Here is a 15,337-nt window from a genome sequence, read left to right as displayed (position 1 = left end):
CTCCCGCTCCACCGGCACGCACCACTTCCGGGTCCTGCGCCAGGCCGGGATCATCCGGCAGTACTACGTCGGCACCTCGAAGATGAACACGCTGCGCGACGACTTCGACGCCGCGTTCCCGGGCCTGCTCGCGGCGGTCGTCGCCGCCGCCGACGCGGAGGCCGCGCGGACGGCCTGAGCCGCCGTCAGGTCAGGAGGGGGATCTCGGCGGTCGGGGTGAAGCGGGCCTGGAAGAAGCGCAGCGTGGACGGTTCGTGGGTGAAGGCGAGGCCGGCCGTGATCTCGGTGCGGTGCTCGTGGACGCGGATCATGCTGTCGGCGACGAGGTCCAGGTGGCTTTGCGTGTAGACGCGGCGGGGCACGGTCAGGCGGACGAGTTCGAGCCGCGGGAACCGGTCGCGGCCCGTCGCGGGGTCCCGGCCGGCGGAGACCGCGCCGCGTTCGGCGGCCCGCACGCCAGAGTCCAAGTAGAGGACGGCGGCCAGCGTTTGGGCGGGGAACTCGGCGCGGGGCAGGTGGGGGAGGATCGCCGCCGCGTCCACGCACACCGCGTGGCCCCCGACCGGGCGGACGATCGGGACGCCCGCGTCGGCGAGCCGTCCGCCGAGGTAGGCGACCTGGCCGACGCGCGCGCGGATGTTGGGCTCCTCGACCGACTCGGCGATGCCGCGCGCGACGGCCTCCATGTCCCGTCCGGCCATGCCGCCGTAGGTGTGCAGGCCCTCGTAGAGGACGACCAGCTCGCGGGCGCGCTCGGCCAGCTCCGGGTCGCGGACGCCGAGCCAGCCGCCGATGTTGGCGTAGCTGTCCTTCTTCGCGGACATCGTCGCGCCGTCGGTGAGATCGCACATCGCGCGCAGAATGTCCGCGATGGTGCGATCACCCCATCCGGGCTCGCGTTGCTTGATGAACCAGGCGTTCTCGACGGCCCGCGCCGCGTCCAGGATGACCGGAATGCCATGCCGCCGGGTGAGGTCGCGCACCGCGGCGAGCCCGGCCATGCTGATCGGCTGCCCGCCCGCCATGTTCACGGTCGCGGCGAGCGAGAGGTACGGGATGCGGTCCGCGCCGACGTCCGCGATGAGCCGTTCGAGCTTCGCAATGTCCACGTCGCCCTTGAACGGGTGCTCGCACGACGGGTCGTGCGCCTCGTCCCGGATGACGTCGTGGAACGTCCCCCCGTTGAGCTCCTGGTGCGCGCGGGTGGTCGTGAAGTACATGTTCCCGGGCACATGGTCGCCGGGACGGATCAGGCAGCGCGACAGCAGGTTCTCCGCCCCGCGCCCCTGATGGACGGGAATGACGTGCTCGTACCCGTAGTACGCGCGCACGGCGTCCCGGAGGCGGTAGAAACTGCGCGCCCCGGCGTACGCCTCGTCCCCGGCGAGCAGGGCCGACCACTGCCGGTCGGACATCGCGTTGGTGCCCGAGTCGGTGTAGAGGTCGATGAGGACGTCCTCGGACCGCAGCAGGCTGATGTTGTACCCCGCAGCGCGCAGGGCGTCCCCGCGCTCGGCGCGGGTGGTGGGCCGCAGCGGCTCGACCATCTTGATCCGCCACGGTTCGACGGGGTGCGGGACGGACATCGCGGGCGTCCTCCTCACCGTTTGCGGGCGACCAGCACGCCGTTGGCGCCGGGCGCGTCGAACGGGACGAACGCCTCGACCCGCAGGCCGGCACCGTCCAGCCACGCCCCGTACTCGGCGGCCGTGTAGTTGCGGCCCCAGGTCTCGACGAGCATGTTGAGGCTCATCAGCGCGGCGAGCGGCGGCCCGGTCTTGTCGTCGGCGACGAACGCCTCGCAGATCAGCAGGCGGCCCCCGGACGGCAGCGCGGCGGCGCACGCGGCGAGGATCCGCGCGACGTCGGCCTCGCCCCAGTCGTGCAGGATGTTCGACAGCAGCAGCGCGTCGTGCCCGGCGGGCAGCGGGTCGGCGAAGAAGTCCCCGGCGGCGAGCGCGATCCGGTCGGTGAGGCCGGCGGACGCGACGCGCTCGCGAGTGAGGTCGCACACGAACGGCAGGTCGAAGATCGTCACGGCCAGGCCGGGCAGCCGCCGGCACAGCTCGACGGCGAACGCCGCGCCCCCGCCGCCGACGTCCAGCAGGCGGCGGACGCCGGTCAGGTCGAACGCGTCGGCGAGCGCGGCGGCGGTGGGGGCGGCGAGGGAGTGCATGCCCTCCCAGAACAGGTCGGCGACGGCCGGGTCGAACAGCGATTCCTGCCGCTCGACGTCCCAGGTCACGGGGTGGTTCCCGCGCAGCGACCCGGCGAGCCGCTGGTAGGCGGGGTACTCGTGGCGGTCGACGACGGCGATCCAGCCGCCGAAGTAGTACGGCCGTCCGCGCACGAGGAACCGTTCGGACAGCTCGGTGTTGCGGTAGCGGCCGTCGGCGTCGCGGCGCAGCAGGCCGAGCGACGTGCAGGCGGTCAGCAGCAGCTCGGCGGGACGGCGCGCGATGCCGTGCCGGACGGCGAACGCCGCCGTGTCCGTGCCGCCGCCGTCGGCCAGCTCGGTGAACACGCCGAGGTCGGTGGCGAGCGCGAGCGCCTTGAAGGCGTAGACGCCGGACGCGATCTCCATCAGGGGCAGGGGCGACGGGTTCATGATCCTCCTCCCGTCGGGTCGGGGAGCCGGCGGGCGAGCGTGAGGCCGTCGGCGATCGGCAGCAGGACGGCCTCCACGCGCGGGTCGGCGCGGACGCGGTCGTTGAACGCGCGGATCGCCGCCGCGTTCCCGACGACCGCCGGATCGGCGACGGCGCCGCCGTACAGGACGTTGTCGGCCAGCACCAGGCCGCCCGGACGGACCCGCGGGACGATGAGGTCCCAGTACCGGACGTAGGACGGCTTGTCGGCGTCGATGAACGCCAGGTCGACGACGGGGTCGCCGGGCAGCGCGGCGAGGCCGTCGGCGGCGGGGCCGAGACGCAGGTCGACGCGGTCGTCCACGCCCGCCTCGCGCCACGCGGCGCGCGCGATCGCCGTCCACTCCTGCGACAGGTCGAACGTCACGACGCGTCCGCCGGGCGCCAGGCCGCGCGCCAGGCACAGCGTGGAGTAGCCGGTGAACGTCCCGACCTCGACGGCCAGCCGGGCGCCGAGCAGCCGCGCGAGCCAGGTGAGCAGCGCGCCCTGCTCGGGCGGGACCTGCATCTCGGCGACGCCGCCGAGCGCGGCCGTCCGGTCGATGAGGCGCCGGGCGACCGCGTCCGGCGGCAGGCCGTGCGCGACGACGTACGCGCGCAGCTCCGCCGTCAGCGCGACACTCTCGGCACTGGCCATGCCCCCTCCTCCCGTACCGCGCGGAAGTGCTCCCGGACGACGTCCGCCGCCCGCTGCTCCAGCGCGGCGACCTCGGTGCCCGCGCGCGGCGGCGGGCCGTCGTAGCGCAGGCCGGTGGACTCCAGGTCCGAGACGACCTTGAGCGTCCAGTGCGCGTCCTGGACGGCCTCCAGATGCGGGCACACGTCCGTCCGCTCGGTGTCGAAGAACCGGTCGTAGAGGTCGTGCTCGTGCGCGGCGGGCGCGGCGCCCGCGCGGCGTCCGGCGTCCTGGAGCAGCGAGCCGCCCTGCGGGACGAGCCGTTCCGCGACGGCCGCGTGGACCCGCACGTTCGTCCGCCAGGCCGCCCGGATCGGCGGGCTCGCGTCCGCCGCGCGCTTCACCAGGCCCGGGACGTCCCGGTGGTCGCGCGCCCATTCGCCGGTGAAGGCCGGGTGCCAGCGCGTCATGCGCGGACGGATCCGGTCCCGGTACAGCGCGGGCGGGCAGCTGCCGGCGTAGAGGAGCAGGACGGAGTACAGGTCGACGAGCGCGGCGACGTCGTGCTCGGGCGCGCCGCCGTCCAGGGCCGCGCGCAGCGCCCGCCAGCCGAGGAAGGCGGCCTGGTGGCCGGTGATCCACCGATACCAGGCGAGGTCAGGGGCGCGTACCGGGGGCAGGAGAACTTCGGCGGGCAGGCCCAGCCGGACGGCCGTGGCGGCGCCGTCCAGTTCGGCCGCCCACGGCGCCGCCGGGCACGCGGCCCCGCACGCGGCCCCGCACGCGGTCCGGCGGCCGGGCAGCCGCAGCGTCTCGTGGCGCGCCCAGACGGCCACGCGGCCGGAGAACAGGGGTGCGGACATTGTCTTGATCTTTTCGTGGGAGTCGTCAGCGCTCCCTGGCGTGCCCGTTCGCGGGCGCCTACTGCTTACCTTTTCGCCATAATGCGCTCACTTCTGGTTTCATGCGGAAAATGGAGCGTTCCGGCGGTCCGACCACCCCGCTCGGCCGTGCGACGACGGGCGCGGGATGCTGGGCGGGTGGACGGGTTCGTTGAGCATCGAGAGCGGCTGGTCGGGGTCGCGTACCGGGTGCTGGGGCGGGTGGCCGACGCTGAAGACGTCGTTCAGGATGCGTACCTGCGGTGGGCTGCTGCGGATCGCGGTGACGTCGAGGATCCCGAGGCGTTTCTGGTGCGGGTCACCACGCGGCTGGCGATCGATCGGTTGCGGCGGGCTCGGGCGCGGCGCGAGGTGTATCCGGGGGAGTGGCTGCCCGAGCCGGTGCTGACCGAGGACCTGGCGGAGCGGGTCGTCCGGGACGAGTCGGTGACGTTGGCCGTGCTCGTGGTGCTGGAGTCGCTGTCGCCGCTTGAGCGGGCGGTGTTCGTGCTGCGGGACGTGTTCGGCGAGTCGTACGGCGCCATCGCGGAGATGATCGGGCGGCGGGAGCCCGCCGTCCGGCAGCTCGCGGCGCGGGCCCGGGCGCATGTGCGGGAGGCCAAGCCGCGTTACGAGGTCGATCGGGAGCGGTGGCGAGAGGTTTCGGACCGATTCTTCCTGGCCTGCGCCACGGGTGGGGTGGACGAGCTGCTCGCCACCTTGGCGCCGGACGTCCGGCTCACCGGGGACGGCGGTGGCCTCATGCCGAACGCGCGGCGCGTCGTGCGGGGGCCGGAGCGGACGGCCCGGCTCCTGCGGGGGATTCTGCACGGCGCCGGGCGCGACCATTTCCTGGACCGGCTCGGCGCCGACGCGGACGATGTCGGTGTCGCGTTCGTCCAGGCCAACGGGCTGCCGGGCGTGGTGCTGACGCTCAACGGCCGTCCGGTCGCGTTCTTGCAGCCGTTCGTGGCGGACGGCCTGGTCCGCGACGTCTACGTCATCACCAACCCGGAGAAGATGGCCGGGCTGGTGCCGGGCGGGGTCGCGCCGATCAGGGCCTGACGGCGGGGGCGTCCCGACGCGGACGCCCCCGCCGGGCGGGGTCAGGTCACCGGGTTGTCGACCAGGTAGACGGTCGGGGACGGCTTCCCGCACGTCGCCGTGGTGGCCGCGCCGCCGTCGAAGGACAGGGACGCCGTCGCGCCGCCCAGCGACACCTGCACGCTCGACGCGCCGGACGTCGGCTTGAACGGACCGGCCGTCAGCGTGCCGTCCTGCGGCAGCGGCACGACGATCTGCTGATCCCGCGTCAGCGTGGTCTTCGGGATGTCGATGCCCGCGGACGGGATGACGTTGAGGCTCTGCGGCGTGCCGCCCTCGACGTCCAGGGTCAGGTTCGTGACCTTGCCCGAGATGGTCGTGACGCCCTGGTCCAGCAGCTTGTTCACGGTCTCCTTCGGCACGGTCAACGCCCCGGACGCGTTCGTGAACGAGAACGAGCCGGACTTGCTCACCGTCAGCGGGATCCCGTCCGCGCCGACCGCGATGCCCGCGCCGTAGGTCTGGCCGTTCCAGACGCACTGGTACGGCGCGTTGATGATCCCGGTCAGCTCACCGGACTTGGGCTCGCCGAAGTTCAGCGGCGCGCCCTGGATCTTGGCGGGGGCCTGGCCGGACGCGCCGCCGACCGCGATCGTCAGCAGCGCGTTCCCGCCGCGCGGCTTGCAGTCGGCGGTGATGGGCAGGGAGAAGCCCCAGCTCGACTTGAGGTCGACCTTCGCGAACGCGCTGTTGAAGCCGAGCGTCACCTTGCCGCTCTGCGGCGCCGTGTAGGGGCCGACGTCGAACGCCTTCTGCCCCGCCGCCGGGAGCCCAACCTTGAGCGGCTTGCCCGCGACGATCGGGATGTCCTTGATCGAGATCGGGTCCTTGGCGAGGTTGACCGCGTCCGGGGTCGAGTGCGTCGCCCCGATCGACATGTCGCTGATCGTCGCGTCGGCCTTGTCGATGCCGAGGATCGGGGCGAGGGCCGTCAGCCACTCGGGGAACGTGATGCTGCCCGAGCCCTGCGTCAGCCAGAACTCCTGGCCCGGGCCGAGCTGCACCGGCGCGACGCCCTGGATGTCCACGTCCAGCGGGAGCCACAGGACGGGCAGGGCGCCCGCGAAGTTGATCGTGCAGGCGATGGGCAGCTTGAACCGTCCGGTGTCCACGCCGACGGCCGGCAGGTCCGCCGGCTGGATCGCCCGCGCGGACGGCAGCGCGGTCAGGCTCGACGCGAGCAGGGCCGCGCCGGCGGTGAGCGCGAGCGCGGCGCGGCGCCGACGGGAGCGGGGGCGGGGGGCGCCGGCGGAGTCGGCGCGTCGTGGTCTCGGCCGCATGGGCTTCTCATCCTTCGCTCGGGGGGCTTGCGTGCCACAGTTTGTGTCACACAGTTGGGCCGTGCCTATGCAGCCGGATGAGCGTTCTCAGGAGAAATTCTGCGTACTTTTGAAGGGCTCAGCCCGTCGGCTGGGCCTGAAGCGCGACCCGCAGCCGCTCGGTCACCTCGGCGTGCCACGGGTCCAGCAGCGTGAGCGCCGCGCGCGCCGCCTCCGCGTCGCCCTTCTCCCACGCGGTGACGATCTGGTCCCACCACCACACGTGGGCGCCGGCGTCGTGGAACACCGCGTCCAGCACCTCGGGGACGTCCCCGAGCATCGGGCCGAGCGAGTTCAGGACGCCGAGCAGGATCCCCCCGCCGATCGCCGACGACCCGGCGCGCAGCACGTCCAGGACGCCCTGGTGGACGTCGGTCAGGGACGCGGTCCCGCTCGCGACCAGCCGGTCCAGCCGGGACAGCGCCTGCCGCACCGGACGCGGGTCGTAGGCCGAAGGATCGGCCTCCAGCTTGGTGACCACCGACGCGTAGAAGATCGCCAGCGTCTCCAGCAGGTCCCGCAGGATGCGCACCGACGTCTCGGGCAGCCGCCGCGAGAAGCGGAACAGGTAGCGCCACGTCTCGATCCCGCCGCGCGCCTCGATGTCGTTCACGACGACCCCGAGCCCGTGGTGCGGCTCCACGAACCCCATCGCGCGCAACCGGGCCAGCACGAGCTGGACGGTCGTCGGATTGACCGCGTGCTCCTCGGCGAGCCGGCGGATCGACGGGAGGCGGTCGCCCGCGCGCACCTGCCCCGAGGCGATCTGGAACGCGATGCGCTCTGTGATCTCGTCGACCATCGTGCTGCGGGTCATTGGGGTTCCTGCCGCTTCCTTCGAGACGTCCCGGCGGGGCCGGGTGACCCACAGTGTAAGGCCGCCCTGTCCGGCGGGGTCAGGCCAGCACGGACCGCATCAACACCGGCCACGCTCGGTGCAGCTCCCGCTCCCAGTAGGGCCAGGAGTGCGTCCCGTCGCGGTAGAGATGGGTCGTGTACGGGATCCGGTGGGCGCGCAGACGGCGCAGGAACGGCCCGACCGTCGACCGGACGACCGGCTCGGCGAGGTTGGCCGGGCTCCACGGCGCGTCCGGCGGGTCCAGCGGCCCGGGCCTGCCGGTCAGCCCGGCCGACAGGTGCAGCCGCGTCCCGCGCAGGCGCGCCGCGAGGTACAGCGGGTCGCTGGCGCGCCAGTACCGGTCCTGGACGATCGGCAGGCCCCACATGTGCAGCGGGTTCACCCGTCCGGCGATGCCGGTGGCGGCGAGCAGCCCGACCATCGTGACGGGCGTCCGGATCGAGCACGGCGCGCTGAGCGCCGCGACCGCCCGGAACGCGCCCGGCGCCAGCGCCGCGCTGAGCAGCGCCCCGTACCCGCCGCCCGACACCCCCGCGACGGCGCGTGCCGAACCGGCCCGGTACCGATCGCGCATGAGCCGGTACACGTCGCGGACGTGGAACGTCTGCCACTGCGGCCCGCGCCGCCAGTTGGTGTAGCCGCCCGCGCGTCCGCCGTCGGGCATGACGATGAGGACGTCGTCGTCGCGACTCAACCGTTCGAGATCGGTGCATCGCGTCCACGACGTGCAGTCGTCCAGCCCGCCGTGGTGCAGCGTGACCAGCGGCCATGTGCGGGACGCGTTCGGCGACCAACCTCGGGGCAGCAGCACTTGGACGCGCAGCTCCTCGCCGGGCACCGAGTCCGCCCGGACGGTCAGGATCCGCAGCCGCTCCCCGGCGCGCGCGTCGTCCAGGACCGTGACGCTCACCGGAACCGGCCGGCGCGGTAGGCGTCGCGGCAGGCCGTCCGGGTCAGCTTCCCGCTGCTGGTGCGGGGCAGCGAGCCGGGCTCGACGAGCACGAAGTCGTCCACGGTCAGCCCGTGGTCGCGCTGGACGGCGCCCCGGACGGCGTCGGCGACGGCCGCGCGGTCCAGCCGCCGGACGGGCACGCGCCGGTTGCGCTCGGCCACGACGACCAGGCGCTCGCCGCCGCCGGACGCGTCGGCGAACGCGGTGACGTAGCCCGCGCGGACGCCCGGATGCGCCGCCGCGGCCGTGTGCTCGACGTCCTGCGGGTAGTGGTTGCGGCCGTCGATGATGATCAGATCCTTGATGCGGCCGGTGACGTAGTACTCGCCCGCGTGGCGGAACCCGAGGTCGCCGGTGCGCAGCCAGGGCTTGGCGGGCAGACCGTCCGGCGGGTCGGCGAGGACGCCCCGGAACGTCTGCTCGGTGGCGTCCGCCCGGCCCCAGTACCCGGCGGCGACGTTGGCGCCGTGGACCCACAGCTCGCCGACGCGGCCGTCGGGCAGGGCGCGCCCGTCCGGGTCGACCACCGCGACGTGCTGCCCGAACGGCGCGCCGCACGACACCAGCGCGGTGCCGCCGTCAGCGGGACGGGCGACCCCGGCGGCCAGCGCGGCGCGGTCGAACGCGACGGTCGTGGGCGGCGTGCTCGGCGAGCACGCGGTGACGTAGACCGTGGCTTCCGCGAGCCCGTAGGCGGGGGACTGGGCCTCGGCACGCAGCCCGCAGCCCGCGAACGCAGTGAAGAACCCCTCCAGCGTGGCTGGCCGGATCGGTTCGGCCCCGTTCAACAACATCCGCACCCCGCTCAGGTCGAGGCGCTGCTTCTCCTCGTCCGTGACGTGGCGCGTCAGGTACTCGTACGCGAAGTTGGGTCCGGCCGTATAGACGTCGCGCTGTGTGCTCAGCAGCTCCAGCCACCGCAGGGGCCGCATGACGAACGCGACGGGGTCCATGAACAGGCACGGGTTGGCGTGGACGAGCGGGAGCGCCGCCGTGAACACCAGCCCCATGTCGTGGAACAGCGGCAGCCAGCTCACGCCGCTGGACGTGCGCGGCGTCCCCTGCCCGGCGTGGTGGAGCTGCACGGCGTTGGCCGTCAGGTTGCGGTGCGTGATGACGACGCCCGCGGGCACCCGCGTGGACCCGGACGTGTACTGGAGATACGCGATGTCGTCGGGACGGATCGGTTCGTCGGCCCACTGAGCGTCGCCGATGCGGTCCGCGAGCAGGACGCCTTTGGGCCGCGTCCCCTGCTCGTCCAGGAACGTCTCCACGTGGTCGGCGGACACCGACGTCGTGATGACCGTGGACGGCTCCGCGTCGCGGTACACGGCCGTCAGCCGGTCGGCGTGGCCGGGCAGGTCCGGGCTGAACAGCGGCACCGCGACGACCCGCGCGTACAGGCAGCCGAAGAACGCGACCAGGTAGTCCAGCGACTGCGGCGCGAGGATCGCGGCCCGGTCGCCGGGGCTGCTGGTCTCGCGCAGCGCGGCGGCGACGGCGCGGGCGCGGCGGTCCAGCTCCGCCCACGTCAGGTGCGTCGCGACACCGGCTGGATCGGTGCCGTAGTCCACGAACGTGTACGCGGTCTCGTGCGCGAACTCCCACGCCCATCCGGAGAGTCGGCTGATCAGCGGGCTTTCGTCGGCGGGGAAGAGGCTCATCGGGACGCTCCGAGCGCCCGCATGATGAGCGGCCAGGCGGTGTGCAGCTCGTGCGTCCACTCGGGCCACGCGTGCCAGCCGTCGCCGTAGATGTGGCTGGTCACCGGGATGTTCAGCGTGTGCAGTCGGTCCACGAACGATCGGTTCATCTGGCCGATGAGGATCTCGCTGAGCTGCGTGAGCCGCCACACCACGCCGGGCGGCGTGTACGGGCCGTTCATGCCGGTGGTGCCGCTGGAGATGTAGAGGCCCGTCCCGCGCAGGTTCGCGGCCTTCACGTACGGGTCGTGGGCGCGCCAGTTGGCGTCGTCGCGTCCGGGCATGCCGAAGATGCGGAACGCGTCCAGGCCGGAGCCGAGCAGGTTGACGGACGTCAGGAAGACCTGCATCCCGTCCATCGTGAGATGGGTGGAGCCGCTGAACGACGCCGCGTACTTGTACATCCCGGGATGCCGTGCCGCGTAGGCCACCGCGCCCTGCCCGCCGGACGAGACGCCGAGCGTCGCGCGCCGCGTCCCCGCGTGGTAGCGCGCCATCAGCTTCGGGAGTTCGACGGTGTGGAACGTCTCCCAGCGCGGGGTCCCGCCCTTGCCGTCGTTCCACCAGTCGACGTAGCTGCCGTTCTCGCCCCCGGACGGCATGACGACCATGACGTCGTAGCGCGCGGCCAGCTTCTCGATGTCGGTCTCGCGCGTCCACGAGGTGTAGTCGTCGCGTCCGCCCTGGAACGCGTACACCACGGGCCACGTGCGCTGCGTATTGCGTTTCCATGTTCTCGGCAGCAGGACGCGTGCGCTCACGTTCTCGCCCACGTTCGCGGAGTGCCACGTCAGGTCGAACGTCCGGGAGTCCACCCACCGCTCTTTGACCCCGGTGCCCGCGTTGGCGGGGGGCGCCGCCACCAGACCGAGGGCGACGATCAGTGCGCCCAGGAACTTCTTCATCCCGCCTGCTTCCGTGCCAGAATCCGATACGCGTTGCTGTTGGTGCGCCGCAGCGGCAGCGTCGCGACGTCCGCGACGATCGCGGCGCCCATGAGCGGCCCGGCGAGCAGGAGCGTTCCGAGGACGCCCGCGTACTCGCGGCGGCCGGGCGGGCGCGGCCACCACGGCCGGTCCACGTCCAGGCCGAGCCGGTTGACGACGGCGGCGGCGGACGCGACGAAGTCCGGCCCCTGGTCGGCCTCGCGCCGCTCGACCGCGAGGACCTCCATGCCGCGCAGCTCCAGCGCCTGCCGCAGGTTGCCGAGCGGGATCATGTTGAGGTGCTGCGGCGCGAGCCACGGCACCCACTGGCCGCGCAGGACGCGCCCGAACCACGACTCGGGGTCGGGCATCTCGATGAGCAGGTGCCCGCCGGACGGCAGCGCCTTCACGGCCGCGTCCAGTTCCGCCAGCGGCTCGGCGGTGTGCTCCAGGTAGTGGTGCATGCTGATGACGTCGTAGCGTCCGTTCAACCGGTGCGCCGCCGCCAGGAACGCGCCGCGATAACCGTTGTGCACCCAGCCGCGGGCGACCGCCTCCTGCACGCCGGCGCTCATGTCCAGGCCGTCGAACCGGGTGCCCGGCAGGACGGTCTTCGCCGCGCGGCAGAAGTGCGCCTTGCCGGTGCCGACGTCCAGCCACGCGCCCGGCTCGGCGAAGCGGCGGACCATCGCGACGCGGGCCAGGTACCAGGCGGTGTTGGCGCTGAAGATCCGCTCGGCCAGGACGTCGCCGAGGCCGTCGTAGACGTCCTTGTAGTAGAAGTCCAGGCCCTCGGCGGTGAGGCGGGGGTTCTGGAAGACGTGGCGGCAGGCGCGGCAGCGGTCCAGGTGGAACTTCCCGGGTTTGCCCTGGAGGACGTCCCGGACGGTCACGAGCCGACCGATCCGCTCGGAACCGCACCACGGGCAGTCGTTGCGGCGGGGTCCGGCGAACCGTTCGACGCCCTGGTCGATCTGCGCCCGGTACCAGACGCGGGCCTCCTCGCGCCGGGCGATGAGGCGTCGTTCCCAGCGGGTGCGCGGGGCGCGCAGCGTCCGCCAGATGGACCACGGCGTGTGGACGAGGCGGGTCACCGTCACCCTCGGCAGGTCGCGGGGGATAACCGCCGTGCCTACGAACACCACGCACGGCAGTGCGCAGTACAGGGCGGCGACCAACAGCCCGTACGGCCAGGCCAGCGCCACGCACGCCAGCATCAGGAGGTAGCCCGCCGCCGCGGCCATGAGCGTCTGCGGCAGGGCCAGCGTCTGGGGGATGACCAGGGCCAGCGAGCGTAGGCGCGACCTCCGGAACCGGGTGCGGTCGTGTGATCGCACGTCCGCCACCACCAGGTCGGCCGTCCCGGTGTACAGCCTCAGCCTGGCTGTGGCCTCGCCCAGTTCGTCAGGGTCGAGGTCCTCGGTCGCAGTGATTCCGGACCGTGCCAGTGCCTCGGTATCGACCAGCAGGGCATAGCAGGCACCGCGTCCCATGCCGAGGGTGTCCTGTCGGTAGCGCCGGACGTCCAGGTGCCGGATCAGGTCGAGCGCTTCGTCCACCGGGAGGTCGGACGGGACGAGGTCCAGCATCGCGAGCCCGTGCTCGCGCGCGTGGGCCTCGGCGGCGGCGCGCACCGCGTCGGCGACCGTCACGCCGTGCGCGGTGAGCAGCGTGTACGCCGTCCGGTTCCCGCCCCCGCTGGGACCGGACGGCCGCAGGCGACGCAGCGCCGTCAGACGCCGCCGCAGCCGGATCGCGTTCGCCGCCATGCAGGCGGCGACCAGGCACGCCAGTGCGATCGTCATGGCCTCCGCCCTCCTGTGTCGCTTGCTGACCCGCATTCTGTGTCACACAGTGTGTGCACAACAATGTGGCCAACTGCTGATCACGGGAGCCCGACCCTTCAGCCGGGTGAGCAAGCGGAGGTCACCAGGACAGGACGAGCGTCGTGTGGCGCTTGCGCACGACCGTCCCGCGCTCGGGCTTCGGAGGCTCCGCGCCCGCCCGGTGGACGGTGAGCAGCGGCGCGGGCGCCGCCTCGTGCCACAGGGCGATCTGGTCGGCCATGCGGTCGGTCAGATCGCCCGAATCGTGGCCGATCGCCCCCAGTTCGGCCAGGTCCGGGCCGGCGGGACGCGTCGCCAGATACGCCAGCGACGGGCCGTCCACCACCGCCGGGCTCGTCCCGGGCAGCGCCGGGGACACCAGGCCGCCGTCGATCGCCGCCGGCCGCGCCGCCAGCGCGCACGTGCCGGGCTCGGCCGCCGCCAGCCGCAGCCACACCGCGTGCACCGCGTCCGACCCCGTCACGTGGACGCCCGACCATGTCTCGGCGCGCGGCCGGTCCAGCACGGCCGCCAGCGCGTCCGCCCCGACGGCCTGGTCCTCGTCGTGGACGAGCCGGACGCGGCCGTCGGCGACCAGGTCCAGCGAGCGCTCGCCGTCCGCCGTCCGCATCGGGAGGAAGCCGCACGCGTCCGCCGACCGCGCCACCAGACGGTCGCCGTCGCGGACCAGCGCGACCGAGCGCGTCATGCCGCGCCAGCGAAGCGGAACGACGATCCGGCCGTCGTCGGCGAGCTGGTCCCACCACGCCGGCGGGACGTCCCAGGCGCCCGTCGTCACGATGATCCGGTCATAGGGCGCGCCCGCCGCGTGGCCCGCCGCGCCGTCGGCGGCCACCACGGTCGCCGCCGCGCCGAGCCGCTCGCGCGCCGCCGCCGCGAGATCGGGATCGACGTCGACCGTCGTGACCTCGCCGTCCGCGCCGGTCAGCTCCCGCAGCAGCGCCGCCGTGTACCCCGAGCCCGTCCCGATCTCCAAGACGCGGTCGCCGGGCCGCACCGCCAGCCGCTCCAGCATCGACGCCACGATCGTCGGCTGGCTCGCCGAACTCAGCGGCGCGCCGCCCGCCGACCGCTTCACCACGACCGGACGGTCCGCGTACGCCTCCTCGACGCCCGCGTCCGGCAGGAACCGGTGCCGGGGCACGGCGCGCAGGGCCTTCTCGACCACGGGCGACTCGACCGCCCCCTCGTCCAGGAGTCGGTCGACCAGCCGGTCCCTCGCCCGCTCGGCGGCATCGTCGGCGCTCATCGCCCGCAGCCTAATCCGCCGAAGGTCTCCTCCCCGCAAGCGTACGGTCACAGAGCGCTACGGGTACCGTCTGGGCAGGGAGGTCCGTTGACATGAAGAGCCGAGAGATCCGCCTCGTCGCCCGGCCGCGCGGCGAACCGTGCCCGGCCGACTTCGCGATGGCCGAGACCGACGTGTCCGCGCCCGGGCCCGGCGAGTGCGTCGTCCGCAACGACTGGATCTCCGTCGACCCGTACATGCGGTTCCGGATGGACGAGGACCCCGGGTTCGCGTCGCCCTACCCGCTCGGGGAGGCCCTGACGGGGGCGGCGGTCGGCGAGGTCGTCGCGTCCGCCGACCCGGACCGTCCCGTCGGGACGACGCTGCTGCACTCCTTCGGGTGGCGCGAGTACGCCGTCGTCCGGGAGGGGCGCGTGGTCGACACGTCCGCCGCGTCCGCCCAGGCCTACCTCGGCGTCCTCGGCCTGCCCGGCCTCGCCGCCTACGTCGGGCTGACCGAGATCGCCCGCGTCCGGCCCGGCGACGTCGTGTTCGTCTCCGCCGCCGCCGGAGCCGTCGGCAGCGCCGCCGGCCAGATCGCCCGCCGCCTCGGCGCCGCCCGCGTCATCGGCTCCGCCGGAGGCCCCGCCAAAAGCGCCCGCCTCACCGACCTGTTCGGCTTCGACGCCGCCATCGACTACCGCGAGGGCGACCTCGACCGCCGCCTCGCCGCCGCCGCGCCCGACGGCGTCGACGTCTACTTCGACAACGTCGGCGGCTCCCACCTGCGCGCCGCCCTCGACGTCATGCGCGACCACGGCCGCATCGCCCTGTGCGGCGCCGTCTCCCGCTACCGCGAGTACCCCGCCCCCGGCACCGACCTCTGGCCCGCCATCGCCCGCCGCCTCACCCTGCGCGGCTTCCTCGTCCTCGACCACTACCACCTGCTCGACGAGTACGAGGCCCGCGCCGCCGCCTGGGTCCACGAGGGCACCCTGCGCAGCGAGGAGACCGTCGTCCACGGCATCGACAACGCCGTCGGCGCCTTCCTCGGCCTGCTCCGGGGCGCCAACACCGGCAAGATGCTCGTCCGCCTGACCTGACGCGCGTCCACGACCGTCCCGATCATGCACTAGGCTTGCCCCCGTCCCCGCACCACGCGAGGACGCGGGGCTATGGCGCAGTTGGTAGCGCGCCTCCATGGCATGGAGGAGGTCTGGGGTTCGAATCCCCATAGCTCCACGAGTCGGGCTC

13 protein-coding genes and 1 tRNA gene are annotated in these 15,337 nt (G+C 73.5%); 3 read left to right on the top strand and 11 right to left on the bottom strand.

The features are described 5' to 3' along the window. Nucleotides 1–185 precede the first annotated feature (185 nt). The 4 genes from GQ466_RS17320 to GQ466_RS17305 are packed head-to-tail and all read right to left on the bottom strand — an operon-like array spanning nucleotide 186 to nucleotide 4,127. The gene (locus GQ466_RS17320) at nucleotides 186–1,586 is read right to left on the bottom strand and encodes a tryptophanase (RefSeq protein ID WP_161104009.1); all 1,401 of its coding nucleotides are present in this window, start codon (nucleotides 1,584–1,586) and stop codon (nucleotides 186–188) included. Nucleotides 1,587–1,600: 14 nt separating this feature from the next. Then, a complete protein-coding gene (locus GQ466_RS17315) occupies nucleotides 1,601–2,608 on the bottom strand; it encodes a methyltransferase (protein WP_161104008.1) in 1,008 nt (335 codons plus the stop codon). After that, complete coding sequence (locus tag GQ466_RS17310) at nucleotides 2,605–3,285, bottom strand: O-methyltransferase (protein ID WP_161104007.1); 681 nt, start codon at nucleotides 3,283–3,285, stop codon at nucleotides 2,605–2,607. The genes GQ466_RS17315 and GQ466_RS17310 overlap by 4 nt, the downstream gene beginning before the upstream one ends. Then, nucleotides 3,258–4,127 (bottom strand): hypothetical protein, encoded by an 870-nt coding sequence (locus tag GQ466_RS17305; protein WP_161104006.1) that lies wholly within the window; start codon nucleotides 4,125–4,127, stop codon nucleotides 3,258–3,260. Before GQ466_RS17305 ends, GQ466_RS17310 begins: the two co-directional genes overlap by 28 nt. A gap of 177 nt (nucleotides 4,128–4,304) precedes the next feature. Here GQ466_RS17305 and sigJ point away from each other — a divergent pair, with 177 nt between their 5' ends. Further along, complete coding sequence (sigJ, locus tag GQ466_RS17300) at nucleotides 4,305–5,210, top strand: RNA polymerase sigma factor SigJ (protein WP_337193516.1); 906 nt, start codon at nucleotides 4,305–4,307, stop codon at nucleotides 5,208–5,210. A 41-nt stretch (nucleotides 5,211–5,251) separates the two neighbouring features. Here the strand turns inward: sigJ and GQ466_RS17295 are convergent, their stop codons facing one another. From GQ466_RS17295 to fxlM, 7 genes are all read right to left on the bottom strand, one after another. Further along, nucleotides 5,252–6,529 (bottom strand): hypothetical protein, encoded by a 1,278-nt coding sequence (locus tag GQ466_RS17295; RefSeq protein ID WP_161104004.1) that lies wholly within the window; start codon nucleotides 6,527–6,529, stop codon nucleotides 5,252–5,254. 118 nt (nucleotides 6,530–6,647) lie between these two features. Next, the gene (locus GQ466_RS17290; RefSeq protein WP_161104003.1) at nucleotides 6,648–7,385 is read right to left on the bottom strand and encodes a GntR family transcriptional regulator; all 738 of its coding nucleotides are present in this window, start codon (nucleotides 7,383–7,385) and stop codon (nucleotides 6,648–6,650) included. Nucleotides 7,386–7,464: 79 nt separating this feature from the next. Then, nucleotides 7,465–8,337, bottom strand: a complete 873-nt coding sequence (locus GQ466_RS17285; RefSeq protein WP_161104002.1) for an alpha/beta hydrolase-fold protein — start codon at nucleotides 8,335–8,337, stop codon at nucleotides 7,465–7,467. Next, nucleotides 8,334–10,043 (bottom strand): fatty acyl-AMP ligase, encoded by a 1,710-nt coding sequence (locus tag GQ466_RS17280; protein ID WP_161104001.1) that lies wholly within the window; start codon nucleotides 10,041–10,043, stop codon nucleotides 8,334–8,336. Before GQ466_RS17280 ends, GQ466_RS17285 begins: the two co-directional genes overlap by 4 nt. Further along, nucleotides 10,040–10,987, bottom strand: a complete 948-nt coding sequence (locus GQ466_RS17275; protein WP_161104000.1) for an alpha/beta hydrolase — start codon at nucleotides 10,985–10,987, stop codon at nucleotides 10,040–10,042. Before GQ466_RS17275 ends, GQ466_RS17280 begins: the two co-directional genes overlap by 4 nt. Next, nucleotides 10,984–12,813: a class I SAM-dependent methyltransferase gene (locus tag GQ466_RS17270; RefSeq protein ID WP_161103999.1), complete on the bottom strand. Its 1,830-nt coding sequence runs from the start codon at nucleotides 12,811–12,813 to the stop codon at nucleotides 10,984–10,986. Before GQ466_RS17270 ends, GQ466_RS17275 begins: the two co-directional genes overlap by 4 nt. Nucleotides 12,814–12,934: 121 nt before the next feature. Then, nucleotides 12,935–14,104, bottom strand: coding sequence for a methyltransferase, FxLD system (fxlM, locus tag GQ466_RS17265; RefSeq protein WP_161103998.1), 1,170 nt, complete (start codon nucleotides 14,102–14,104; stop codon nucleotides 12,935–12,937). A 92-nt stretch (nucleotides 14,105–14,196) separates the two neighbouring features. Here fxlM and GQ466_RS17260 point away from each other — a divergent pair, with 92 nt between their 5' ends. After that, nucleotides 14,197–15,186, top strand: a complete 990-nt coding sequence (locus GQ466_RS17260) for an NADP-dependent oxidoreductase (protein WP_161103997.1) — start codon at nucleotides 14,197–14,199, stop codon at nucleotides 15,184–15,186. Nucleotides 15,187–15,252: 66 nt separating this feature from the next. Beyond that, nucleotides 15,253–15,325, top strand: a tRNA-Ala gene (locus GQ466_RS17255). Nucleotides 15,326–15,337: the final 12 nt, after the last annotated feature.

The organism is Actinomadura rayongensis (assembly GCF_009831215.1).
GTDB lineage: Bacteria > Actinomycetota > Actinomycetes > Streptosporangiales > Streptosporangiaceae > Spirillospora > Spirillospora rayongensis.
Note: the sequence above shows the minus strand (reverse complement) of the source record. Positions and strands in the feature narration are given on the sequence as shown.